This window comes from Streptomyces sp. NPDC101393 (assembly GCF_044767385.1).
Lineage (GTDB): Bacteria > Actinomycetota > Actinomycetes > Streptomycetales > Streptomycetaceae > Streptomyces.
The window spans coordinates 54,774-77,153 of record NZ_JBIWNU010000013.1 but is presented as its reverse complement, the minus strand read 5'-3'; the positions used below and the strand labels follow the sequence as shown (position 1 = coordinate 77,153).

At 72.8% G+C, this 22,380-nt stretch carries 21 protein-coding genes; 12 read left to right on the top strand and 9 right to left on the bottom strand.

Translation table 11 applies throughout. From position 1 onward, the window contains the following. Nucleotides 1-17 precede the first annotated feature (17 nt). The 4 genes from ectB (at nucleotide 18) to ACIRQ7_RS33335 (ending at nucleotide 4,138) form a co-directional block, all read left to right on the top strand. Nucleotides 18-1,286 (top strand): diaminobutyrate--2-oxoglutarate transaminase, encoded by a 1,269-nt coding sequence (gene ectB, locus ACIRQ7_RS33350; protein ID WP_401479598.1) that lies wholly within the window; start codon nucleotides 18-20, stop codon nucleotides 1,284-1,286. Nucleotides 1,287-1,332: 46 nt separating this feature from the next. After that, complete coding sequence (locus ACIRQ7_RS33345; RefSeq protein ID WP_404266313.1) at nucleotides 1,333-1,737, top strand: ectoine synthase; 405 nt, start codon at nucleotides 1,333-1,335, stop codon at nucleotides 1,735-1,737. 91 nt (nucleotides 1,738-1,828) lie between these two features. Further along, complete coding sequence (gene thpD, locus ACIRQ7_RS33340; RefSeq protein WP_401479603.1) at nucleotides 1,829-2,728, top strand: ectoine hydroxylase; 900 nt, start codon at nucleotides 1,829-1,831, stop codon at nucleotides 2,726-2,728. A gap of 99 nt (nucleotides 2,729-2,827) precedes the next feature. Beyond that, entirely contained in the window at nucleotides 2,828-4,138 is a 1,311-nt protein-coding gene (locus ACIRQ7_RS33335) for an alpha/beta fold hydrolase (RefSeq protein ID WP_404266312.1), read from the top strand. Between the two features lie 42 nt (nucleotides 4,139-4,180). Here the strand turns inward: ACIRQ7_RS33335 and ACIRQ7_RS33330 are convergent, their stop codons facing one another. The 3 genes from ACIRQ7_RS33330 to ACIRQ7_RS33320 form a co-directional block, all read right to left on the bottom strand. Next, a complete protein-coding gene (locus tag ACIRQ7_RS33330; RefSeq protein WP_404266311.1) occupies nucleotides 4,181-5,251 on the bottom strand; it encodes an alkene reductase in 1,071 nt (356 codons plus the stop codon). 111 nt (nucleotides 5,252-5,362) lie between these two features. Beyond that, on the bottom strand, nucleotides 5,363-6,430 hold the full coding sequence (locus ACIRQ7_RS33325; RefSeq protein WP_404266310.1) for an aminotransferase class V-fold PLP-dependent enzyme: 1,068 nt from the start codon (nucleotides 6,428-6,430) through the stop codon (nucleotides 5,363-5,365). Between the two features lie 113 nt (nucleotides 6,431-6,543). Further along, the gene (locus ACIRQ7_RS33320; RefSeq protein ID WP_404266309.1) at nucleotides 6,544-7,248 is read right to left on the bottom strand and encodes a DsbA family oxidoreductase; all 705 of its coding nucleotides are present in this window, start codon (nucleotides 7,246-7,248) and stop codon (nucleotides 6,544-6,546) included. An 80-nt stretch (nucleotides 7,249-7,328) separates the two neighbouring features. Here ACIRQ7_RS33320 and ACIRQ7_RS33315 point away from each other — a divergent pair, with 80 nt between their 5' ends. Further along, entirely contained in the window at nucleotides 7,329-8,012 is a 684-nt protein-coding gene (locus ACIRQ7_RS33315) for a class I SAM-dependent methyltransferase (protein ID WP_404266308.1), read from the top strand. On the opposite strand, the gene ACIRQ7_RS33310 is transcribed toward ACIRQ7_RS33315, so the two are convergent. Both ACIRQ7_RS33310 and ACIRQ7_RS33305 read right to left on the bottom strand, forming a co-directional pair. After that, nucleotides 7,957-8,562 carry a GNAT family N-acetyltransferase gene (locus ACIRQ7_RS33310; RefSeq protein ID WP_404266307.1) on the bottom strand — a complete coding sequence of 202 codons (606 nt, stop codon included), beginning with the start codon at nucleotides 8,560-8,562 and terminating at the stop codon, nucleotides 7,957-7,959. The two genes, ACIRQ7_RS33315 and ACIRQ7_RS33310, sit on opposite strands and share 56 nt — an antisense overlap. Before the next feature lie 22 nt (nucleotides 8,563-8,584). After that, nucleotides 8,585-10,171, bottom strand: a complete 1,587-nt coding sequence (locus ACIRQ7_RS33305) for an aldehyde dehydrogenase (NADP(+)) (RefSeq protein ID WP_404266306.1) — start codon at nucleotides 10,169-10,171, stop codon at nucleotides 8,585-8,587. Nucleotides 10,172-10,255: 84 nt separating this feature from the next. Here ACIRQ7_RS33305 and ACIRQ7_RS33300 point away from each other — a divergent pair, with 84 nt between their 5' ends. From ACIRQ7_RS33300 to ACIRQ7_RS33290, 3 genes are all read left to right on the top strand, one after another. Next, complete coding sequence (locus tag ACIRQ7_RS33300; RefSeq protein WP_403676448.1) at nucleotides 10,256-11,026, top strand: IclR family transcriptional regulator; 771 nt, start codon at nucleotides 10,256-10,258, stop codon at nucleotides 11,024-11,026. A 370-nt stretch (nucleotides 11,027-11,396) separates the two neighbouring features. Beyond that, complete coding sequence (locus tag ACIRQ7_RS33295; RefSeq protein WP_404266305.1) at nucleotides 11,397-12,074, top strand: hypothetical protein; 678 nt, start codon at nucleotides 11,397-11,399, stop codon at nucleotides 12,072-12,074. An 87-nt stretch (nucleotides 12,075-12,161) separates the two neighbouring features. After that, entirely contained in the window at nucleotides 12,162-12,896 is a 735-nt protein-coding gene (locus ACIRQ7_RS33290; protein ID WP_404266304.1) for a class F sortase, read from the top strand. A 15-nt stretch (nucleotides 12,897-12,911) separates the two neighbouring features. On the opposite strand, the gene ACIRQ7_RS33285 is transcribed toward ACIRQ7_RS33290, so the two are convergent. After that, the gene (locus ACIRQ7_RS33285) at nucleotides 12,912-14,135 is read right to left on the bottom strand and encodes a hypothetical protein (RefSeq protein ID WP_404266303.1); all 1,224 of its coding nucleotides are present in this window, start codon (nucleotides 14,133-14,135) and stop codon (nucleotides 12,912-12,914) included. Continuing rightward, complete coding sequence (locus tag ACIRQ7_RS33280) at nucleotides 14,135-15,127, bottom strand: 5-dehydro-4-deoxyglucarate dehydratase (protein ID WP_404266302.1); 993 nt, start codon at nucleotides 15,125-15,127, stop codon at nucleotides 14,135-14,137. Before ACIRQ7_RS33280 ends, ACIRQ7_RS33285 begins: the two co-directional genes overlap by 1 nt. Nucleotides 15,128-15,351: 224 nt before the next feature. Between ACIRQ7_RS33280 and ACIRQ7_RS33275 the strand changes: the two genes are divergently transcribed. From ACIRQ7_RS33275 to ACIRQ7_RS33265, 3 genes are all read left to right on the top strand, one after another. Beyond that, nucleotides 15,352-16,161 carry an NAD-dependent epimerase/dehydratase family protein gene (locus ACIRQ7_RS33275; protein WP_404266301.1) on the top strand — a complete coding sequence of 270 codons (810 nt, stop codon included), beginning with the start codon at nucleotides 15,352-15,354 and terminating at the stop codon, nucleotides 16,159-16,161. 101 nt (nucleotides 16,162-16,262) lie between these two features. After that, a complete protein-coding gene (locus ACIRQ7_RS33270) occupies nucleotides 16,263-16,535 on the top strand; it encodes a GlsB/YeaQ/YmgE family stress response membrane protein (RefSeq protein WP_401479645.1) in 273 nt (90 codons plus the stop codon). A gap of 81 nt (nucleotides 16,536-16,616) precedes the next feature. After that, nucleotides 16,617-17,810 (top strand): TerD family protein, encoded by a 1,194-nt coding sequence (locus ACIRQ7_RS33265; RefSeq protein WP_404266360.1) that lies wholly within the window; start codon nucleotides 16,617-16,619, stop codon nucleotides 17,808-17,810. A gap of 926 nt (nucleotides 17,811-18,736) precedes the next feature. Here ACIRQ7_RS33265 and ACIRQ7_RS33260 read toward each other — a convergent pair. Next, entirely contained in the window at nucleotides 18,737-19,756 is a 1,020-nt protein-coding gene (locus tag ACIRQ7_RS33260; protein WP_404266300.1) for an MsnO8 family LLM class oxidoreductase, read from the bottom strand. Between the two features lie 93 nt (nucleotides 19,757-19,849). Here ACIRQ7_RS33260 and ACIRQ7_RS33255 point away from each other — a divergent pair, with 93 nt between their 5' ends. After that, nucleotides 19,850-20,779, top strand: a complete 930-nt coding sequence (locus ACIRQ7_RS33255; protein ID WP_404266299.1) for a class I SAM-dependent methyltransferase — start codon at nucleotides 19,850-19,852, stop codon at nucleotides 20,777-20,779. On the opposite strand, the gene ACIRQ7_RS33250 is transcribed toward ACIRQ7_RS33255, so the two are convergent. Next, entirely contained in the window at nucleotides 20,776-22,227 is a 1,452-nt protein-coding gene (locus ACIRQ7_RS33250) for an alkaline phosphatase PhoX (protein WP_404266359.1), read from the bottom strand. The genes ACIRQ7_RS33255 and ACIRQ7_RS33250 overlap by 4 nt on opposite strands. Nucleotides 22,228-22,380 lie beyond the last annotated feature (153 nt).

The window sequence follows — 22,380 nt, the reverse complement described above, 5'->3', positions numbered from 1 at the left end:
TCTCCCTGGAGCATGCTGTGACCATCACCCAGCCCGACCTGAGCGTCTTCGAAACCGTTGAATCCGAGGTGCGGAGCTACTGCCGTGCCTGGCCCGTCGTGTTCGACCGTGCGCAGGGCAGCCGCATGTACGACGAGGACGGCCACAGCTACCTCGACTTCTTCGCCGGTGCGGGGTCGCTCAACTACGGCCACAACAACCCGGTCCTCAAACGCGCGCTGATCGACTACATCGAGCGGGACGGCGTCACGCACGGCCTGGACATGTCGACGACGGCCAAGCGGGCGTTCCTGGAGTCCTTCCAGAACATCATCCTGCGGCCCCGCGACCTGCCCTACAAGGTCATGTTCCCGGGCCCGACGGGCACCAACGCCGTCGAGGCCGCGCTGAAACTGGCCCGCAAGGTCAAGGGCCGCGAGTCGATCGTGTCCTTCACCAACGCCTTCCACGGCATGTCGCTCGGCTCGCTGGCCGTCACCGGCAACGCCTTCAAGCGCGCCGGTGCCGGTATCCCGCTGGTGCACGGCACCCCGATGCCGTTCGACAACTACCTGGACGGCGCCTACCCGGACTTCCTGTGGTTCGAGCGGCTGCTCGAGGACCAGGGCTCCGGCCTGAACACCCCCGCCGCGGTGATCGTCGAGAGCGTCCAGGGCGAGGGCGGCATCAACGTCGCCCGCGCCGAGTGGCTGCGCCAGCTCGCCGAGGTGTGCAAGCGCTGGGACATGCTGCTGATCGTCGACGACATCCAGATGGGCTGCGGCCGCACGGGTGCCTTCTTCTCCTTCGAGGAGTCGGGCATCGTGCCGGACATCGTCACCGTCTCGAAGTCCATCAGCGGCTACGGCCTGCCGCTCGCGCTCACCCTGTTCAAGCCCGAGCTGGACGTCTGGGAGCCGGGCGAGCACAACGGCACCTTCCGCGGCAACAACCCGGCCTTCGTCACCGCCGCCGCCACGCTCGACACGTACTGGGCCGACGGCCAGATGGAGAAGCAGACGCTCGCCCGCGGTGAGATCGTCGAAGCGCATCTGAAGGCCATCGTCGAGGAGCACCCGGAAGCCATCGCCGAGTACCGCGGCCGCGGTCTGGTGTGGGGCCTGGAGTGCGTCGACAAGCCGCTCGCCGGAAAAATCGCCAAACGCGCCTTCGAGCTGGGTCTGCTCATCGAGACCTCCGGCCCGGAGAGCGAGGTCGTCAAGCTGCTTCCCGCGCTGACGACCACCCCCGAGGAGCTGGACGAGGGCCTCCGCACCCTCGCCCGCGCGGTCCGCGACTGCGCCTGAACGGCCTAGAGCTCCTTACCGTTTCACAGAAAGGCACCGACTCACCGTGATCGTCCGATCCTTCCAGGACATCGAAGGCACCGACCGCCACGTCAAGGCCAAGTCCGGCACGTGGGAGAGCAAGCGCATCGTGCTCGCCAAGGAGCGCGTCGGCTTCTCCCTCCACGAGACCACTCTGTACGCCGGAACCGAGACGTCGATGTGGTACGCAAACCACATCGAAGCCGTACTCTGCGTAGAGGGCGAGGCCGAGCTCACGAACGACGAGACCGGCGAGAAGCACTGGATCACGCCCGGCACGATGTACCTGCTCAACGGCCATGAGAAGCACACGATGCGGCCCAAGACGGACTTCCGCTGCGTCTGTGTCTTCAACCCCCCGGTCACCGGCCGCGAGGACCACGACGAGAACGGGGTCTACCCGTTGCTCACCGAGCCCGAAGCGGGCTAGGCCCATTCCGCCTGCCCCGTCCGGCAGCTCAGGAAGGCACAACACGAGCAGGTAACGCAGAGCACGTACGAGAGGAGAGGAAGGCAACACCATGACCACCGCACCCGAGCGCACCGCCGACCTGTACCCGACCCGTGGAGCCACCGAGGTGATCACCCCGCGGGAGGACCCGGTGGTGTGGTCGCAGCCCGGTGCTGCTGGCCCCTTCCAGCAGTCCGAGCTGAGCGACTTCGAACGCGACGGCTTTTTCGCCATCGGGGAACTGCTCACGGCGGAAGAAGTCGCGGTGTACCGCGCGGAGCTGAACCGTCTCGTCCTGGACCCGACGATGCGGGCCGACCCCCGCTCGATCGTCGAGCCGAAGTCAGGGGACGTACGGACGGTCTTCGAGGTGCACAAGATCAGCGAGGTGTTCGCCAAGCTGGTCGCCGACCCGCGCGTGGTCGGTCGGGCACGTCAGATCCTCGGCTCGGACGTCTACGTCCATCAGTCGCGGATCAATGTGAAGCCGGGCTTCGGTGCCTCCGGCTTCTACTGGCACTCGGATTTCGAGACCTGGCACGCCGAGGACGGTCTGGCGAACATGCGCACCGTGTCGGTCTCGATCGCGCTCACCGAGAACTACGACACCAACGGCGGCTTGATGATCATGCCCGGGTCGCACCAGCAGTTCCTGGGGTGCGCGGGTGAGACGCCGAAGGACAACTACAAGAAGTCGCTGCAGATGCAGGACGCGGGCATCCCCTCGGACGGCGCGCTGTCGGACATGGCCGACAAGCACGGCATCCAGTTGTTCACCGGCAAGGCCGGCTCGGCGACGTGGTTCGACTGCAATGCGATGCACGGCTCGGGTGACAACATCACGCCGTACCCGCGCAGCAACGTCTTCCTCGTGTTCAACAGCGTGGAGAATGCGGCGGTGGAGCCGTTCGCCGCCCCGGTCCGGCGCCCGGACTACATCGGCGCCCGGGAATTCACACCGGTGAGATAGGCACGGCTCGACCTCCGGTACGTGTACGGACGGCGCGGCCGCCGCACAGCATCGTCTGTGCGGCGGCCGCGCCGCGTTTTCTTCGAGGGAGGGGTGGCGATGGGTGCCGACCGGCTGCCCGGGGTCGTGCTGCGCGACCATGTGCGTCAGGTCCCGCTGGATCACGACGATCCGGACGGGGAACGGCTGGAGGTGTACGGGCGCGAGGTCGTCGCCGCCGGCCGCGAGCACGAGCGGCTGCCGTGGCTGGTGTACCTGCAGGGCGGTCCCGGCTGCCCCGCGCCTCGGCCGCTGGGACGCGAGTCCTGGCTGTCGCGGGCGCTGGACGACTACCGCGTACTCCTGCTGGACCAGCGCGGCACCGGCCGCTCGACGCCCGCCAACCGGCAGACCCTCCCGCTGCGCGGCGGCCCCCGGGAACAGGCCCGGTATCTCGGCCACTTCCGCGCCGACGCGATCGTGCGGGACGCCGAACTCTTCCGCCGCGATCTGGCCGGGGACGGTACGCCGTGGAGCGTGCTGGGCCAGAGCTTCGGCGGTTTCACTGCCGTCGCCTACCTCTCGCGGGCTCCCGAAGGGCTGCGCGAGGCCTTCGTCACCGGCGGTCTGCCCGGTATCGACGCCGGGGCCGAGGACGTCTACCGGGCGGCGTACCCGCGGGTCGCCCGGAAGAACGCGCAGCACTACGCCCGCTATCCCGCGGACATCGAGGCGGCCCGCCGCATCGCGGCCCGGCTGCGCGAGCACACCGTACGGCTGCCGGGCGGCGGGCTGCTGACCGCCGAGGCGTTCCAGGCGCTCGGTCTGATGCTGGGCAGCGGCACCGGCTCGCACACCCTGCACCACCTGATCAGCGAGGCCTGGGTGACCGGGCCCGCCGGCCCGGAACTCGCCGATGCGTTCCTGCACGCCGTCGAGGGCCATCTCTCGCACGCCGCCACCCCTCTCTTCGCGGTCCTGCACGAGTCGATCTACGGGCAGCGTTCGGTGGATCCGCGGCCGACCGGCTGGGCGGCGGCGCGGGTGCGGGAGGCGTTCCCGGAGTTCGATGCGGACGCGTCGCTGGCCGGGGACGGGCCGCTGTATTTCACCGGCGAGATGATCTACCCGTGGCTCTTCGACACCGACCCGGCGCTGCGGCCGCTCAAGGAGACGGCGCAGGCGCTCGCGGAGCGGGCCGACTGGCCGGATCTGTACGACGCGGGGCAGTTGGCGGCCAATGAGGTGCCGGCGGCGGCCGCGGTCTACTTCGACGACATGTACGTCGACACCGTCCACTCGCTGCGCACCGCGGAGCGGATCCGCGGGCTGCGGACGTGGGTGACCAATGAGTGGGAGCACGACGGGCTGCGGGTGAGCGACGGCGCGGTGCTGGACCGGCTCATCAAAACGGTGCGCGGAGAGCTGTGAGGCGGGGCCGGGGTGCGGCGTGGCACCCCGGCCCGGCCGGGCTCAGGCCTCCAGGGCCGGGTAGTCGAGGTAGCCGGTGTCGTCACCGCCGTAGAAGCTCGACCGCTCGGGGGTGTTGAACGGGCCGCCGGCCGCGAGCCTCCGGGGCAGATCGGGGTTGGCGAGGAACTGCCGTCCGAAGGCCAGCAGATCGGCGCTGCCGTCCTCGATGAGCCCCAGGTCCTCGGGGCCCGTGGGCCGGCCGCCGTTGGCGGGGTTGAGGACGAAGGTGCCGGTGAAGTGCTTGCGCAGCCGCGCCAGCAGGTCGTTGTCGGGAACGTCGCAGATGTGCAGATAGGCCAGCCCGAGCGGTTCGACAGCCTGCAGCAGCGCGGTGTAGACCGGCTCCGGGGCGGGCTCGTCGATGCCGTTGAAGGGGTTGCCGGGCGAGAGCCGCAGACCGGTGCGGTGCGCGCCGATCTCCTCGGCGACCGCCCGGGTCACCTCCGTCGCGAAGCGGATCCGGCCCTCGGTCGAGCCGCCCCAGCCGTCCGTGCGCAGATTGCTGTGGGGCGCCAGGAACTGGTGCACCAGATAGCCGTTGGCGCCGTGGATCTCCACTCCGTCGAAGCCCGCCTCGACGGCATTGCGCGCCGCCGCCGCGAATTCGGCGACGGTCGCGTGGATCTCGTCGTCGGTCAGCTCGCGCGGGACCACGCAGTCCAGCATGCCGTCCGGGGTGAAGACCTGGGCGTCGGCGGCCACCGCTGAGGGGGCGACCGGGACCAGGTCGTCCGGCAGCACGACCGGGTGGCCGATCCGGCCGCTGTGCCACAACTGCGCGAAGATCTTGCCGCCTGCCTCGTGGACCGCCTCGGTCACCCGGCGCCATCCGGCTATCTGCTCCGCGGTGTGCAGTCCGGGAGTGAGGGGGTAGCCCTGGGCCACGACCGAGGTCTGGGTCGCCTCGGTGATGATCAGGCCGGCCGAGGCGCGCTGGGCGTAGTAGGCGACCATCGAATCGGTCGGCACTCCGCCGGCCTCGGTGGCGCGGCTGCGGGTCATCGGCGCCATGACGATGCGGTTGGCGAGCGGGGTGCCGGCGAGATCGACGGGGTCAAAAACGGTCGTCACTGAGAGGCCTCTCACAGAATGGTCGAAGACGGCGTTACGGGGCGTCAGCCGGTGCTCCCGGCATGACAGTTCCCCCTCGTCCCAGCACTCCGGGCGGGCCCGGCATTCCCGTTATCCGAGCAGGTCCAGCAGGCGGTCCGCGTCATCGGTGGAGTTGTAGAGGTGGAAGGCCGCGCGCAGCAGTCCGCCGCGTACCGAGACCTTGACCCCCTCGGCGGCGAGCCGGGCCTCCGCATCGGCGAGCCCCGGGGCGGAGACGATCGCCGAGCCGGGTGCCGGCAGCGGCGCGTGGCCGCGCTCGACGAGACCCGCGCGGTAGTGGTCGGCCAGGGCGGTGTTGTGGGCGTGGATGGCGGCGACGCCGATCTCCTCGATCAGCGCGAGGGAATGCCGGGCGCCGATGTAGGAGTAGAGGGCGTGCGGTTCGTCGAAGCGCCGGGCGGTAGGGGCCGGTTGCCGGATCGGTCCGTAGCAGGACTCGTCGAAATCGGCGCCCGCCACCCAGCCCGCGTGCCGCGGCTCGGGCCATCCGGCCGTGCCGCGGCCCTCGGGGTCGCCGAAGGCCATGAAGGTCGTACCGCGCGGGCACAGCAGCCATTTGAAGGCGCCCGCGGCGACGAAGTCGTAGTCGTCGGCGCACAGCGGCAGCCAGCCGGCGGCCTGGGTGACATCGAGGTAGGTGCGCGCGCCGTGGGCACGGGCCGCGGCCCGCACCGCCGCCAGGTCGGCGACCCGGCCGTCGAGCGACTGCACCGCGCTGAACGCGACCAGCGCCGTGCCGGGGCGCACCGCCGCCGCGAGGTCGTCGAGCGGCGCGGTGCGCAGCTTGATGCCGGGGTGCGCGGCGAGCGGGTTGACCAGGGAGCTGAAGTCGCCCTCGGGGACCAGGACTTCCGAGCCGGGCGGCAGGGTGCCCGCGACGAAGGCGGACTGCACCGCGACCGAGCTGCCCACGGCCACGCGGTCCGCCGGGATGCCGAGCAGCCGGGCGAAGGCGGCCCGGGACGCGTCGGCCGGGCCGAAGTAGTCGCGGCCCATGGTGCCGTGGGAGGCGGCTTCGTCGAGTGCCGCGCGCAGGGCGTCAGCGGTCCGCCGGGGAAGCAGTCCGCCGGACGCGGAATTCAGATAGGTCGTCTCGGGCGCGAATTCGGCCCCGCCGAGTGGCTCACGTCGCTGCATGCCCCCACTCTGCTCGGCGATCCGGCCCGCGTCCATGGCGAATCCGCTTCGCCGGCCCGCAAGGATTCCTTATCCGTGCAGGCCGGGCGGGGTGCGGGCGGATCGCGGCGGCGTCATCTGCCGGGCACGGCGCAGCCGTCGTCCCCGCATGTCCCGGCGTCGTCGGACGGCAGGATCCGCACGGCGCCGTCGGCGTGGGCGCGCTCCAGGGCCTGCCGGAACACCTCGGCGGGCTGACCGCCGGAGATGCCGTAGCGCCGGTCGATGACGAAGAACGGCACTCCGGTGGCGCCCAGCTCGGCGGCCTCGCGCTCATCGGCCCGCACCGCTTCGGCGTACGCCTCCGGGTCGGCCAGCACCCGCCGGACCTCGTCGGCGGGCAGTCCCGCGCCGACGGCGAGCTCGGTGAGCTGGGCGGGGTCGCCGAGTGTCCTGGCCTCGGCGAAGTTGGCGCGGTAGAAGGCGCCGAGCAGGGCGTCCTGGACGCCGTGCGCCTTGCCGAGGTGGAGCAGCCGGTGCAGATCGAAGGTGTTGCCGTGGATGCGGTCCGAGCGGTAGCCCAGCCCTTCGCCGGCCGCCGCCTCGGCGACCCGCGCCTCCATGGCCGCGGCCTGCTCGGGGCTCACGCCGTACTTCGTGGCCAGCATGTCGAGGACCGGGACGTCGGTGGCGGCGGGCGCCTTCGGGTCCAGCTCGAAGGAGCGGTGCACGATCTCGACGTCGCCGCGGTGCGCGAATCCGGCGAGCCCCGCCTCGAAGCGGGCCTTGCCGATGTAACACCAGGGGCAGGCGATGTCGGACCAGATTTCGACGCGCATGTGCTGACTTTCCACGCGGGGGATGTGTGCCGGGTGCAACCTCGCGGGATCCCCGGCTATTCCGTGGGTACGTTCCGGGCATGACCATGCCGCAGGAGTCCTACGGGTTCTGGGAGACCACCGGGGCCGGCAAGACCTTCACCCATCCGCTGGACCGGGAGCTGCTGACGCGGTACGTCCCGCCCGGCGCCCTGGTGCTGGACGACGGCTGCGGATACGGGCGGCTGACCGCCGAAGTGGCCGGGCTGGGCTACCGGGTGCGCGGGGTGGATGTATCGGCCGCCCTGATCGCGCGCGGGCGGCGGGAGCATCCCGGGCTGGATCTCGTGCGGTGCGCGTCCGTCCCGCTGCCGTTCGAAGCCGCTTCGTTCGATGCGGCGCTGCTTTTCGCGGTGCTCACCTGTGTCCCGGACGACGCGGCGCAGGAGGCGCTGACGGTGGATCTGGGACGGCTGGTGCGGCCCGGCGGGGTGCTGTATCTGAGCGATGTGCCGCTGCAGGAGGACGCCTTCCACCGGGAGCGGTACGCGCGGCACGCGGAGGCGGGCGGCACGTACGGGGTGTTCACCACGCCCGACGGCGGGGTCTTCCGGCACCACCCGCCACAGCGGCTGCGCGGGCTGGTGCGGGCGGCGGGGTTCGCGGTGGTGGAGGAGCGTACCGACGAGGTGGGGACGCTGGACGGGCGCACCGTGCGGCGCCTGCAGCTCATCGCCCGGCGGGCGGCGGGTCCGTCCGAGGGACCAGCGGGAGCAGCAGGGTGAGGTGGGTGGCGTCCGGGGCGGGGCGGCGGCCTGGGTCGGGCTGCCAGCCGAGGGCGGCGTAGAAGGCGCGGGCGCGGTGGTTGTGCCAGAGCACGTCGAGGACGGCGCGGGAGCAGCCTGCCGTGCGCCAGGCGTGCAGGCAGGCCGTGTGCAGGGCGCGGCCGACGCCGGTGCCCCAGTGGCCGGGGTCGACGTGCAGTTGGTGGAGCGTGACCGTGGCGCCGCCCGGAGTGAGGGCCTGCCGGCCTGCGGGCTCCGCGGATTCCGGCGGGCGCGGCGTGTGGCTGCCCGCGCCGCGGTGGTAGGAGGCGGCGCCGATGACCGTGCCGTCCCGTTCGGCGCACAGGGCGGAGGTGTCGCCGCGGTCCAGGACGCGGCCCCAGGCGGCGCGCAGGCGGGCGTGCTCGGCCGGGGTGTCGAAGGGGCTGCCGGGCGCCCGGCCGTGCTGGTACGCGGCGCGGGCGGCGGTGTGCAGGGCGGCGATCGCCTCCAGGTCGGCGGCGGTCGCCGCGCGGACCCGCAGGGCGGGGCCGCCGGTGTCGGTGCGCACGGGGCCGGTCGTCCGTGAGCCGCTACGCGCCCTCGGGCCGGCCGTCGACGCGCCGCGGCAGGCCGAGCGGGTTGTCCTCGCGCAGCTCGGGCGGCAGCAGGGCGGGCGGGGTGTCCTGGTAGGCGACCGGGCGCAGCCAGCGTTCGACGGCGGTGCCGCCGACGGAGGTGGAGGTGGAGGTGGTGGCCGGGTAGGGGCCGCCGTGGTGCTGGGCCGGCGCGACCGCGACCCCGGTCGGCCAGCCGTTGACGACGACGCGGCCGGCGAGCGGGGTGACGTCGGCGAGCAGCCGGGCGCCGCGCCCGTCGGCGTCGGTCCCGGCGCACTCGTCGTCGCCGAGCTGGAGGGTCGCGGTGAGGTTGCCGGGGAGCCGGGCGAGGACGGCGGTGATCTCGGCCTCGTCGGCGTAGCGGGCCAGGACGGTGACCGGCCCGAAGCACTCCTCCAGGAGGAGGTCGTGCGGCCCTTCGCCGGCGAGGCGGGCGGCGGGCACCGCGAGGAAGCCGGCGCTGACGGTGTGTTCGCCGCCGGCGCCCGGGGTCACCGGTGCGTGGACGTCGGGGAGGCCGGCGCGGGTCCGGACCCCGTCGAGGAACGCGTCGCGCATCCGCTGGTCCAGCAGCACGCCCGCCTCGGTGTCGCTGACGGCCGCGGTCAGCGACGTCAGCAGCCGGTCGCCCACCTCGCCCTCCGGCGCGAGGACGAGGCCGGGCTTGACGCAGAACTGGCCGACGCCGAGCGTCATGGCACCCGCCAGCCCGGCGCCGATCTGCTCGGCGCGTTCGCCCGCAGCGGCCTCGGTGATCACGACGGGGTTGAGGCTGCCCAGTTCGCCGTGGAAGGGGATGGGCCGCGGGCGGGCCGCGGCGGCGTCGTGGAGGGCACGGCCGCCGCGCACCGAACCCGTGAAGCCGGCGGCGGTGATCAGCGGATGGCGCACCAGGTCGATGCCCGCCTGGAAGCCGTGCACCAGATTCAGCACGCCCTCGGGCACTCCGGTGTCGGCGGCGGCGCGGCGCATCAGCGCGGCGCAGAGTTCGGAGGTGGCGGGGTGGTCGGGGTGCGCCTTGACCACGACGGGGCAGCCGGCCGCGAGGGCGCTGGCGGTGTCGCCGCCGGGCACCGAGAAGGCCAGCGGGAAGTTGCTGGCGGCGTAGACGGCGACGGCGCCCAGCGGGATCTTGTAGCGGCGCAGGTCGGGCCGCGGCGGGGCGAGGGCGGGGTCGGCGTGGTCGATGAGCACGTCGAGGAAGGCGCCCTCGGCCACGCTGTCCGCGAAGGCCCGCAACTGGTAGGTGGTCCGGCTCAGTTCGCCGGTGAGCCGACCGGGACCGAGTGCCGTCTCGGCGTCGGCGGCCTCGATGACCCGGTCGCCGGCCTCGTCGAGGAGATCGGCGGCGCGGCGCAGGAAGGCGGCGCGGACGGTACGGTCGGCGAGCGCGGCGCGGGCGGCGTGCGCGGTGCGCACCGCTGAGTCCACCTCTTCCGCTGTGGCCTCCACCGCAACCTGCTCACGGCGCTTCCCGTTGCGGGGGTCGACACTCCAGACTGGTGCTGCTGCCGCTGCTGCCACCGTGCATTCCTCCCGGGCCAAGTCTTGCCGCACCATGGATCGCGTTCGATATGCTGAACATCGTCCCAGCTGGTGAATATCAGGGACTCTATGGCTGTCCGAACAGAGGGGTCAAGGGCGATGTCTGCTGCCGATACCGGTGGATCGCAGGTCAAATCCGCGGTGCGGACGGTGGAGTTGCTGGAGTACTTCGCGGGCCGCCCCGGGATGCACAGCCTGGCCTCCGTACAGGAAGCCGTCGGCTACCCCAAGTCCAGTCTCTACATGCTGCTGCGCACCCTTGTCGACCTCGGCTGGGTGGAGACCGACGCCACCGGCACCCGCTACGGCATCGGCGTCCGCGCCCTGCTGGTCGGCACGTCGTACATCGACGGGGACGAGGTGGTGGCCGCCGCCCGCCCGACGCTCGACCGGCTCTCGGACGACACCACCGAGACCATCCACCTCGCGCGGCTGGACGGCGTCAACGTCGTCTACCTCGCCACCCGCCAGTCGCAGCACTATCTGCGGCCGTTCACCCGCGTCGGCCGCCGGCTGCCCGCGCACTCCACCTCGCTCGGCAAGGCCCTGCTCGCCACCTATACGGACGACCAGGTCCGCGCGATGCTGCCGCCGGACCTCGCGCCGCTGACCGAACACACCCTCACCGACCGCGAGAAGCTGATCGAGGAACTGCACACGGTCCGCGAGCAGGGCTACGCGGTAGACCGCGAGGAGAACACCCTGGGCCTGCGCTGCTTCGGCATCGCGATCCCCTACCGCACCCCGGCGCGGGACGCGATCAGCTGCTCGGTGCCGGTGGCGCGGCTGACCCCGGCCCACGAGCAGATGATCAAGGACACGCTGTTCGACGCCCGGGACCGCCTGACGCTGGCCACCCGGCGGCTCTGACGCCGCGGTAGCGCCTCCCGCGGGGGCGCGACGGTCACGACGCCCGGGGAGCCGGGCACGCTGCCGCGTACGGCGCAGCGGCGGCCACCGCCCCGCGGCCACCGCACTGCCGCCACACCCGGCCGACTACACCCCGTCACCCGAACACCCCAATCCGTCACCGGGGGTGTCCGTACCAGGAGAGCCCCTCCGACCTGCCGCTTTCCCTGCATTCCGGACGCCGGGCCGGCCGCCGGGGGGCCTTCTGACAGTACGTCAACAGGCCCGACCCGCGCCGGACGGCTTACCTCGGACACAAGAAGCGCGGAGCTTCCCCGACTCCGTGGTGGCGCAGCGGTGTGCCACCTCCGCGTTTCGTGGAGGTCCTCAGATGCGTTCCACCCGGCTTCTCACCGGCGCCGCGCTGTCCGCCGCCGCTCTCGGTCTCTCCACCTCCGCGGCGTTCGCCGGTGACTTCGGTGCGGTCGAGGCCTCACCCAGCCCTGCCCGGCCCGGCTCCACCGCCTCGCTGTCCACCACGGACTGCGGCAGCAGCCACTCCGCGAGCGTCGACGCCAGCACCCTGGGCGCGGGCGACGTCACGCTCACCCCGGGGGCGAGCAAGGGCTCACTGGTCGGCGAGCTGAAGATCAAGCCCGGGACCGAGCAGGGCAACTACGGCATCGGCGGCGAGTGCGAGAACGGCAAGGAGATCACCGGCACGGTCAATGTCGGCGCGCGCAGCGGCGCACGCGAGGCCACGGGCGGGATGGCGAAGGAGACCACCGGCACGACGGGTGGGACCACCGCAGGCAGGACGAGGGGGGCCACCGGCACGACGACCGGAGGCGCCACCGCCGGTGGAACGGGCGGGAACACCGGCACCACGCCGGGCGGGACCGCCACCGGGGGCGCCACTGCGCCCAGGGGCAAGGTGGCCACCGGTACCGGCACCACGAGCCAGGGCTCCCACAGCAGCGAGATCGCCGCGGGCGCCGGTGCGCTGCTGGCCGGCGCCGGCGCCTGCATCTGGGTCCTGCGCCGACGCCGCGCGGACGGCCGGGCCTGACCTGGCCCGCCACGACCGGGCTGCCGTCAGCAGCCCTACCGGGCCGCAAACCGTCCAGCGCTCCTCGGGAGGTGTGCAAACACTGCCATGGGAACCAGCAGCCGCACCGGGCTCGGACGGATCACCACCGCCGCCGCCCTCCTCGCCCTGAGCGCCGGGGTCTGGCTCCTCACCGACGGCGCCGCGAGCACCCCGCCACCCCAGCCGTCCGCCGCCGAGAGTTTCGCCGCCGGCCGGCCGCGCCCCGCCCCGTCACCGGCGGCCGTGGCCCCCCTGCCGCCATCGGAGCCGGTCCGGGTCACGGTGCCGTCCGTGCGCATCGACGCGCCCTTGATGAAGCTGGGCCTGGCCGCGAACGGCTCCCTCGGCGTGCCGCCGGACAAGGACACGAACCTGGCGGGCTGGTACGCGGACGGCACCGCGCCCGGGGCCCTGGGCACCGCACTGGTCGCCGGCCATGTCGACAACCGCGCCGGCCCCGCCGTCTTCTACCGCCTCGGCTCCCTGAAGAAGAACGACACCGTCCGCATCCTGCGCAAGGACGGCCGGACAGCGGTGTTCGGCATCGACGCCGTCGAGGTCTACGACGGCCGGAACTTCCCCGACCACAAGGTCTATGGACCGGCCCGGCGTTCCGAGCTCCGCCTGATCACCTGCGGCGGCGGCTTCGACAAGAAGGCCCAGGAGTACCTGGGCAACGTCGTGGTCTTCGCCCATCTCACCGGCAGCCGGAACCCGGCACCCACGGGCCGCGCCCGGCCCGCCCGCACTCCGGCCCCGCCCTGGCTGTCCGGTCTGCGCACCGTGCCCCCGCCGGACTGACCGGCCGGCGGACCGTCAGGACGGGGTACGGGCGGCCGGAGCCGCCAGGCCGCGCAGCGCCTCCCGTACCGCCGTCAGGTCGCCCTCGCCCGCCAACCCCGCGTGGTAGAGCCGCAGTTCACCGGCGCCGAGCGAGGCGGCGTGCGCGGCATCGGCGGCGAGCGTGCCGGGGCTGCCGCCCATACCGGAGACGACGGTGAGATTGGCGGCGACGGTGCCGGTGCCACGGTGCGCCGCGAACGGGCCGAGCGCGTCGGCACGCGCCGCGTCGTCACCGGTGCACGGCACGACCACCCCGTCGGTGTGCGCGAAGACGTCCGCCGGGTCGACGCCGACGTTGGCGCCGCAGCGGTGCGCGGCGGGATCGGCGTGCAGCAGCACCCGGAACTCCCCGGCGGCGGCCTCCCGTACGGCGCTCACGGCCGCGCGCCGGAGGGTGGCGGCGGCCCGGTCCCGCCAGGCGCGCACCACGCCCGCACGCTCCTCGCCGAGCAGCGCCTCGACCGTGTCCCACTCCCCCGCACGGCCCGGTGCCCCGTGCGGGGCGCCGCCGCCCGCCCACAGCGGCCGCAGCGCTCCCCGAACCGCGGCCCTCAACTCCTTCTCCGGCAGGCCGAGTCCGGCATAGCCCGCCGCGCAGACCGTGCAGAAGCACAGCGACATCAGATACTGCGCGGCCCCGGAGAGCGGCACCCCGCCGGTCTTGTCGTGGCCGTGCAGATGGGCCATCCCGTACCAGCCGCAGGACTCCAGCTCGGTACCGCGGGCACCGGGCCGTACGGCCGCCTCGGCGGCGAGGTCCACGAGATACGCGCGCACCTCGGGGCGGGCGATGCACGGCGCCCACGGATACGGGTCGCCGTAGGCGTTGCGGACGACGGAGGACGGATGGTCCGCGCCCAGCCGGGAGTTGTGGGCCAGCACGACCCAGGTGTGCACCTCCAGACCCGCGTCGGCGAGCGCCCGCGCCGCCTCCTCGAAGGGATCCTCAGCGGCCATCCAGTCCTGGGTGTACGGCCGCAGGTCCCGCCCCGCCCAGCGTGCGGCGTCGGGCGGGTAGAGGACGGCGGCGTGCCGCGCGGTGACGATGCGGTGACGTGGGTGGCGGGGGGTGAGGGCGCGGGTGGAGTGGTAGGCGGAGGCCAGGGTGACCTGCTGGACGCCGAGAGCGGCGATCCGTCCGGCGGCCTCCGGATCGCCGACGACGTCCCAGGGGTAGAGGAAGGCGGCGGTCCGCATCAGGCGCCGTCCTCCGCCGGGTCCGCGACCAGGGCCAGACCCCGGTCGATCAGCGCGGAGAGCTCCTTGACATGCGCCGGGCCCGGGTCGTCCAACGGCGGCCGGACCCCGCCGACGTCCAGACCGCGCAGCCGCACCCCCGCCTTGACCAGCGAAACGGCATAGCCGCGGCCCTGGTTGCGCAGTTCGACCAGCGGCCGGTAGAAGCCGTCCATCAGCCGGGTGACGGTGGCCTCGTCGCCGGTGGTCAGCGCCCGGTGGAAGGCGAGCGCGATCTCGGGGGCGAAGGCGAAGACGGCCGAGGAGTAGAGGCGGACGCCCAGGCCCAGGTAGGCGGGGCCGGTGAGTTCGGCGGTGGGCAGGCCGTTGAAGTAGAGGAATTCCTCGTCGGTGGCCTCGGTGCGCACCGCGCTGATGATGCGCTGCATCAGATCGAGGTCGCCCAGGCCGTCCTTGAGGCCGATGATGCCCGGCGTGCGGGCCAGCGAGACGACGGTGGCCGGTGTGAAGACGGCGTTGTCGCGCTGGTAGACGATCACGGGGAGGGGGGTGGCGGCGGCGACTTCGGTGTAGTGCCGCAGCAGCCCTTCCTGCCCGGCGACGACGAGGTAGGGCGGCATGGCCAGCAGCCCGTCGGCGCCGGCTTCGTGGGCGAGCCGGGCGAACCGGGTGGCGAGCGCGGTGCCGTAGCCCGCACCGGCGACCACCGGGACCCGGCCCGCGACCTCGTCGACGGCGGCCCTGACGCAGTCGGCGAACTCCTCGGGGGTGAGCGCGTGGAATTCACCGGTGCCGCAGCAGACGAAGACGGCGGCGGCACCCGCGTCGACGCCGGCGCGCACATGGGTGCGGAAGGCCTCCAGATCCAGGGCGCCGTCCGGGCCGTACGCGGTCACGGGGAAGAACAGCAGTCCGTCGAGGCGGTCGGCGAGCGGCGAGTCTGAGGTCACGGGCTCTCCCTGGCATGCTCGTACAAGCCTCGGCCTGTACATGTCCCTGATCTGCGTCCATATTTCTGAACGCCGCCACGCTAGAACAGTCCCCCCGCACCGGTCAAGGGCCCGAATCCCGTGCCCCACAAGCGGATTTGGCCGGTCCGTCAGGCATCTTGACCGGCCACGATCCGGCTCCCTACGTTGTCCACACATCTGAATGCTGTCCGCGCATACACCCGCTGCGCACAGCCTCCCCGCCCGGCCCCGAGGAGTCCTCGCCCATGACCGCACCCCGCACAGTTCTGCTCACCGGCGCCGCCGGCGGGCTCGGCACCCTGATGCGTGAACTGCTGCCCCCACACGGCTACCGGCTGCGGCTCTTCGACCAGCGGCCGGTCGACGGCGCACCGGACGCGATCACCGCCGATCTGGGCGACAAGGAGGCGCTCCGCGAGGCCGTACGCGGAGTCGACGCGATCATCCATCTCGCGGGCATCTCCCTGGAAGCCCCGTTCGAGAAGATCCTGCGGTCCAACATCGAGGGCACCTACCACCTTTACGAGGCCGCCCGCGAGGAAGGCGTACGCCGCATCGTCTTCGCCTCCTCCAACCACGCCGTCGGCTTCACCCCCCGGCCCGCGGGCGGCACCGACACCGTCCCCGTCACCACCCCGCGCCGCCCCGACACCTACTACGGCCTCTCCAAGGGCTTCGGTGAGGACCTCGCCTCCCTCTACTGGGACCTGCACGGCATCGAAACCGTCTCGCTGCGCATCGGCTCCTGCTTCGCCGAACCGACGAGCGTACGGATGCTGTCGATCTGGCTGAGCCCGCCCGACTGCGCCCGCCTGCTGCACGCCGCCCTGACCGCCGAGGACGTCGGCCACACCGTCGCCTACGCCGCCTCCGCCAACACCCGTCTGTGGCTGGACCTGACCACGGCCCGCGCGCTGGGCTACGCACCGCAGGACGACTCCGAGCCGTACGCCGCCGAACTGATCGCCGCCCAGGGCGAACTCGACCCCGCCAACCCGGAGCACGCCCATATCGGCGGTGCGTTCTGCACCGACCCGCCGATCTGGCCGTACTGACCGCACCGCGGAACATCCGGCCACCGACGGAACTCACCTCCGCTCCACGGCGTCCTTGACTGGGAAGAGCGCATCATCACGCAGGAACGAGGAAACGCATCATGGGTATCGTCAGCTGGATCGTCCTGGGACTGATCGCAGGTGTCATCGCCAAGGTCCTGCTGCCGGGACGCGACCCGGGCGGGCTCGTCGGCACGACCCTGATCGGCATCGCCGGCTCCTTCATCGGCGGCTGGCTGTCCACCCGCATCCTGGACCGCCCGATACCCAAGGACTTCTACGACCCGTCCATGTGGGTCGCCGCGGTCGCCGGCGCACTGGTCCTGCTCATCGCCTACCGCCTGCTGTTCGGCAACTCACGCGACCGCCGCTGACGGCGGCGCGGCCGGCCATATCCGGGGCGGAAGTAATGGAACCGTAAAAGCGAATCGTTCGTTACTGCTGGCATGACCGCTATGACTCCTGGCTCGAACCTCCCGCTCACCTCCGCGCGGGTGGCGGTGGACGTCACCGCCCCCGTGCGGCTGGATGTGTCGGGCCTGCTGCTCACCGCCGACGGCAAGGTGCGCTCCGACGACGACTTCGTGTTCTACAACCAGCCCAACGGCCCCGGTGTGACCCACAGCGCCGCCGCCGGCGGCGGTGGCGACACCATCACGGTGGACACCGCCGCGGTGCCCGACGGCATCGAGAAGATCGTCGTCACCGCGAGCCTCGACGCACCCGGGGCGACGTTCTCCGGCACCGAGCCCACCGGCACGGTCCGCAACGCCGCGGACGGCAGCGTCATCGCCTCCTTCACCCCGCCGCAGCTCGGCGCCGAAACCGCCCTCGTCGTCGTCGAGATCTACCGCCGCAACGGCGCCTGGAAGGTCCGCGCCGTCGGCCAGGGCTACGCCAACGGCCTCGCCGGGATCGCCACCGACTTCGGCGTCAGCGTCGAGGAGCCGGCCGCGCCCGCGGCTCCGGCCGCCCCCGCCGCCCCGCAGGCGCCCCCGGCCCCGGCCGCCCCGCAGGCCGCCGCACCCGCCGCGCCGCCGGCCCCGCCCGCCGCACCGCCGGCCGCCGCGGGCAAGATCAACCTCGACAAGGGCCGGGTAAGCCTCCAGAAGAACCAGACCGTCTCCCTGGTCAAGGGCGGTCAGCCGCTGCTCAGCTCCGTCAAGATGGGCCTCGGCTGGGAGCCGGCCTTCCGCGGCAAGAGCATCGATCTGGACGCCTCCGTGATCGCCTACGGCCCGGACCGCAAGAAGGTCGACAACTGCTTCTTCGGCAAGCTGCAGATCCTCAACGGCGCGATCCAGCACTCCGGCGACAACCTCACCGGCGACGGCTCGGGAGACGACGAGGTCATCACCGTCCACCTCGGCGGGCTGCCCCCGCAGGTCACCGGCCTGGTCTTCACGGTGAACTCCTTCTCCGGCCAGAAGTTCTCGGACGTCGCCAAGGCGTACTGCCGGCTGGCCGACGCGCAGACCGGCGAGGAGCTGGTCCGCTTCGACCTCACCGGCGCGGAGCCGCGCACGGGCGTGATGATGGCCAAGCTCATCCGGCAGTTCTCCGGCGAGTGGGAAATGACGGCCATGGGCGAGTTCGTCGACTCCCGCACGGTCCGCGGCATGGTCAAGCCGGCGGCCCAGGCTCTCTGAGCGTCGCCTGCGGCTTCCCCGGGGCGTCGGGGTACGCCGGGTGCGTACGCGTTGCCGTCGGCGTTCGTGGTTACGGGTCGGGTGGCTTGGGTGGGGTGGGTTCGGTGTGTGGGTGGTGGGGCCGGAGGGGGGCCGCCCCGGGGTGTCTCCTCGACGCATGTGCCCTCGGGTACGTGGTGTAGACGGGGCCCCGTCTGGCACCTGTCGCTGCGGGGACACCCCGGGGCGGCCCCCCTCCGGCCGTCCGCCGTCGCCGACTCTCCCGCCGTACCCATGACCGTATGACCGTCCAGAGACGGAGACACGACAGACCTACGCCCCGGGCCCGTAGTTCGCTCACGCTCCGGCCCGTTTTGCTCGCCATGTGCGGGCCCGTTGCTCGCTCATGTGAGGGCGGGTGTGGTGTGCCCGCGCGAGCCCGGGGTGGTGTGTCCGCGCGAGCCCGGGGTGGCATGCCTGTGCGGGCCGGGATGGTGTGCCGAACCCGGCTGGTGTACCCGCACCAGCCTGGTTGGCGTGTCTGTGCGGGCCGGGGTGGTGTGCCTGCGCGGCCCAGGCGGTGTGGGGGTCTTGGTGGTGTGGGGGTCTTGGTGGTGTGGGGGTCTTGGTGTTGTCGTGACGGGTCGTGGGTCGGTGGGCGGTCGGGGGCGTGCGTAGGGCCGGAGGGGCCGTACCGGGGGGTCCCCGCAGCGACAGGTGCCGGACGGGGGCCCACTTCTGCACGTAGCCGAGGGCACATGCGTCGAGGAGACACCCCGGTACGGACCCTCCGGCCCCCACCACCCACACACCCCAACCGGCCCTCGGCCCCGCCGCCCCCCTCACACCGGCGGCGCGAACCCCGTACGCGACGACGCCCCACCCGCGGCCCCGCCACGCCCCACCAGCCCAGCGTTGCCGGCCGCGCCGCCACAGGTGCCCAGGGCTCAGCCCCGCCCCACCAGCCCCGCCACCCGGGCCAGCCGCTCGTACGACTCGATCAGCGCCTCCCGCTCGTACGTGCTGGTGGTCACCAGCACCTCATCCGCCCGGCTGCGTTCCAGCAGCACCCCGAGCGCCTCGGCCACCTCCTCCTCCGTCCCGTGGACATGCCCCCGCATCGCGTCCTCGTAGAACCCCCGCTCCCGCTCCGTCATCCGCTCCCCACCGGAAGCCGCCCCCGCCGGCCGCAGCGGCGGAAAGACCCCGTGCGTACGGGAGTGCGCCAGCGCCCGCGCCTCCGGCACCAGCAGCCGACGCGCCGCTTCGGTGGTCCCCGCGACCGCGACCGTCCCCGAGATCACGACGTGCGGACGGGGCCAGAGCGCCGAGGGCCGGAAGGCCGCGCGATAGGAGTCGATCGCGTCGAGCATCTTCTCCCGGCCGCGCACATCGCCGATCACCAGCGCCAGCCCGGCCTCCGCCGCCACCCGCGCCCCCGCGCCCGTCGCGAGGACGAAGGCGGGCAGCCGCAGCCCCTCCGCGGGCCGCGCGTGGACCTGCGGATGCGCGGTCTGGGCTCCGGTGAAGTAGCCGAGAAGTTCGTCGAGTTGCTCGCCGAAGTCGGCCGTCGCGTCCTTGTCCGTGCCGAGTGCCCGGCGGATGCCGTCGGTGAAGCCGACGGAGCGTCCCAGGCCCATGTCGATCCGGCCGGGGAAGAGCGATTCCAGGACGCCGAACTGTTCGGCGACGACCAGCGGACGGTGGTTGGGCAGCATCACGCCGCCCGTGCCGACCCGGATCGTGGACGTCGCCGAGGCGACCGCCGCGGCCAGCACCGTGGGCGCGGAACCGGCGACCCCGGGCACGCTGTGGTGTTCGGAGACCCAGAAGCGGTGGTAGCCGAGCTGCTCCGCCTGCCGGGCCAGGGCCACGGTGTCCTGGAGGGCCGCCGCCTCCGGGTGGCCCTCTCTGGTGCGGGAGCGGTCCAGGATCGAGAATTGGGTTGTCCGTATCGTCGAGCTCACCCCTCCTTCAACGTCCGCACGCGCTCAGGATTCCGCCCGCCCGCCACCGGCCGTCACCGCACGGCAGCCCACGGCACGCATGAGGAGCGTTCGATGACGCAGCAGTCGCCCCCGGCCGACGACGCGGCCGGACCGCCCGGTCGCTCCGGTCACCCGGACGGCGCAGCGCAGCCGGACATCCCCGAGCGCGTGGCGGTGACGTACGGGGAGCTCGACCTCAGCACCGTTCCCGCGTTCGCCGGCGGGTTCATCAATTTCGGTTACTGGGCGCAGCTGCCCGGTGTCGCGGAGCGGCCGCTGACCGAGGCGGACCGGATCCGCAGCGAGCAGGACCTCTACCGCCTGGTGCTCAGCAGCTTCACGCGGCCGCAGGGCCGCGCCGCGCTGGAGGTCGGCTGCGGGCGGGGGCTGGGCTGTGTGCTGGCGCTGCGGGAGTTCGGTCTGGGGTCGGTGATCGGTCTGGATGCCCATCCGGACCAGATCGCCCGCGCCCGCCGCACCCACGCGGCCCTGCTCGGCCGGGAGGCGGGGGAGCCCGCCGAGGGTCAGGGCCCGCCCGTGGGCCGGCTGGATTTCGTGCAGGGCGCGGCCCAGCGGATTCCGCTGCCGGACGCTTCGGTCGACTGCGTCTTCTCCGTCGAGGCCGCGCAGCATTTCCGTGATCTGGCGGGGTTCGCCCGGGAGACGGCCCGGGTGCTGCGCGCGGACGGCCGGCTGACGCTGACGACCTTCTTCGCCCGCGACCAGGACGCGGCGGGCGCGCTGCCCGGACTGCTGCCCCCCTTCGCGAACGGTCTGGACGTGCCGCACGTGGTCGACGACGTCACGGCGGCGCTGTCCGGGGCGGGGCTGCGGGAGGTGGCGGTGCAGGCGATCGGGGACGGCGTCTGGGAGCCGTACGACCGCTATATGGCGCAGCAGCCGGACCAGCGCGACGGGTGGCCGCGCCGCTATCTGACGGCGTACGAGTCCGGTCTGCTGGACTACTACGTCGTCACGGCGGCGGCCGCCCCGTCCCCCTAGCGGTTGTGCCGGTGCCGCTTCCAGGGGCCGGTGATGGCCAGCATGATGCCGGGCTCCTGGATGTTGGCGAACAGCGTCCGGCCGTCGGGGGAGAACACCGGTCCGGTGAACTCGCTGAATTCCGGCTCGTCGGCGGTGCCGATGTTGAGGTCGTTGCGGGCGATGGGGTAGGTCCGGCCGTCGTCGGTGGCCCCGAAGAGGTGCTGTACGCCCTCGCCGTCCTCGGCGATGATCAGCCCGCCGTAGGGCGAGACGGTGATGTTGTCGGGGCCGTCGAACGCGCCGTCCTTGCCGGGGTCGGGGTTGACGCCCAGCAGCACCTTGAGGGTCAGGGTCCGGCGTCGCGGGTCGTAGAACCAGACCTGTCCGTCGTGCTGGACGGGGCTCTCCTCGCGGGCGAACGAGGACACGAAGTAGGCGCCGCCGTCCGCCCACCACATGCCCTCCAGCTTGCGGGCGCGGGTGATGTCGCCGTCGTCGAACTGCTTGCGTACCGAGACCGTGCGGGCGTCGCGGTCGGGGACCTCGATCCAGTCGACGCCGTAGACCGTGCCGGCCCGGGTGGCGCGCGAGAGGTCGTCGACGAACCGGCCGCCGGAGTCGAAGCACTTGGGGGCCGCCAGCACACCGGCGTCGTCGGCGAGGGTGCGCAGCTGTCCGCGGCCGTGCCGGAAGCCGTGCGGCGGGGTCCAGCGGTAGAGGAGGCCGTTGGGGGTGTCGGCGTCCTCGGTGAGGTAGACGTGGCCGCGCCGGGGGTCGACGACGACCGCTTCGTGGGCGTAGCGGCCGAGCGCCTTGACGGGCCGGGGGTCGCGGCCTGCCCGCAGGTCGTGCGGGTCGACCTCGAAGACATAGCCGTGGTCCTTGGTCATGCCGTTGTGGCCGGCCTTGTCCTCGTTCTCCTCGCAGGTCAGCCAGGTGCCCCAAGGGGTGTGTCCGCCGGAGCAGTTGGTGGAGGTACCGGCGATGCCGACGCGTTCGCCGACCGGGGTGCCGTCCTTGGCGACCTCGACGACGGTGCAGCCGCCGGCCGCGGCCGGGTCGTAGACCAGCCCTTCGGTGAGCGGCACCGGGTGCGGCCAGTCGGCGCGCGGGCCCTTCAGCTCGTGGTTGTTGACGAGGAGGGTGGTGCCGCGGTGGCCCTCGAAGGTGCCGGTGCCGTCGTGGTTGGAGGGCGTGGACTCGCCGCTGTCGAGCGTGGTGACGCCGGTGCGGGTGATGATCCGGTACGCGAAGCCGGCGGGCAGCGCGAGGATGCCGTCCGGGTCCTCGACGAGCGGGCCGTAGCCGATGCGGTGACGGTCCTCGGCGCCGTCGGGGCCCGCGTCCGGGAGTTCCGCGCCGAGGGCCCCGGGGGCGGTGGCCAGTACGCCGACGCTGCCGGCCAGCGCCACCCCCGCGCCGGCGACGGCGGAACGCTTGGCGAAGTCTCTACGGGTCAGCGGCATAGTCATCTCCAAGATGGCCGGTCGGTGCCTGCGCAGCACACGTTCCCGCCCGTCACCGAATTCCAGTTGAACGCGGTGCGACTTCCAGGAAGCACTTAGGGCCTGTCCGGCGGACAGGCCCTGCGCGGCCGCTGCCGCTGCTCGTGGTGCTCC

What these genes read in the sequence shown, in the direction of transcription:
- ACIRQ7_RS33280 (WP_404266302.1), bottom strand. Translation starts at nt 15,127, where the DNA reads ATGTACAGGCCGAGGCTTGTACGAGCATGCCAGGGAGAGCCCGTGACC.
- ACIRQ7_RS33265 (WP_404266360.1), top strand. Translation starts at nt 16,617, where the DNA reads ATGACTCCTGGCTCGAACCTCCCGCTCACCTCCGCGCGGGTGGCGGTG.
- ACIRQ7_RS33325 (WP_404266310.1), bottom strand. Translation starts at nt 6,430, where the DNA reads ATGCAGCGACGTGAGCCACTCGGCGGGGCCGAATTCGCGCCCGAGACG.
- ACIRQ7_RS33335 (WP_404266312.1), top strand. Translation starts at nt 2,828, where the DNA reads ATGGGTGCCGACCGGCTGCCCGGGGTCGTGCTGCGCGACCATGTGCGT.
- ACIRQ7_RS33320 (WP_404266309.1), bottom strand. Translation starts at nt 7,248, where the DNA reads ATGCGCGTCGAAATCTGGTCCGACATCGCCTGCCCCTGGTGTTACATC.
- thpD (WP_401479603.1), top strand. Translation starts at nt 1,829, where the DNA reads ATGACCACCGCACCCGAGCGCACCGCCGACCTGTACCCGACCCGTGGA.
- ACIRQ7_RS33250 (WP_404266359.1), bottom strand. Translation starts at nt 22,227, where the DNA reads ATGCCGCTGACCCGTAGAGACTTCGCCAAGCGTTCCGCCGTCGCCGGC.
- ACIRQ7_RS33315 (WP_404266308.1), top strand. Translation starts at nt 7,329, where the DNA reads ATGACCATGCCGCAGGAGTCCTACGGGTTCTGGGAGACCACCGGGGCC.
- ACIRQ7_RS33275 (WP_404266301.1), top strand. Translation starts at nt 15,352, where the DNA reads ATGACCGCACCCCGCACAGTTCTGCTCACCGGCGCCGCCGGCGGGCTC.
- ACIRQ7_RS33285 (WP_404266303.1), bottom strand. Translation starts at nt 14,135, where the DNA reads ATGCGGACCGCCGCCTTCCTCTACCCCTGGGACGTCGTCGGCGATCCG.
- ACIRQ7_RS33295 (WP_404266305.1), top strand. Translation starts at nt 11,397, where the DNA reads ATGCGTTCCACCCGGCTTCTCACCGGCGCCGCGCTGTCCGCCGCCGCT.
- ACIRQ7_RS33300 (WP_403676448.1), top strand. Translation starts at nt 10,256, where the DNA reads ATGTCTGCTGCCGATACCGGTGGATCGCAGGTCAAATCCGCGGTGCGG.
- ACIRQ7_RS33290 (WP_404266304.1), top strand. Translation starts at nt 12,162, where the DNA reads ATGGGAACCAGCAGCCGCACCGGGCTCGGACGGATCACCACCGCCGCC.
- ACIRQ7_RS33270 (WP_401479645.1), top strand. Translation starts at nt 16,263, where the DNA reads ATGGGTATCGTCAGCTGGATCGTCCTGGGACTGATCGCAGGTGTCATC.
- ACIRQ7_RS33305 (WP_404266306.1), bottom strand. Translation starts at nt 10,171, where the DNA reads ATGGTGCGGCAAGACTTGGCCCGGGAGGAATGCACGGTGGCAGCAGCG.
- ACIRQ7_RS33255 (WP_404266299.1), top strand. Translation starts at nt 19,850, where the DNA reads ATGACGCAGCAGTCGCCCCCGGCCGACGACGCGGCCGGACCGCCCGGT.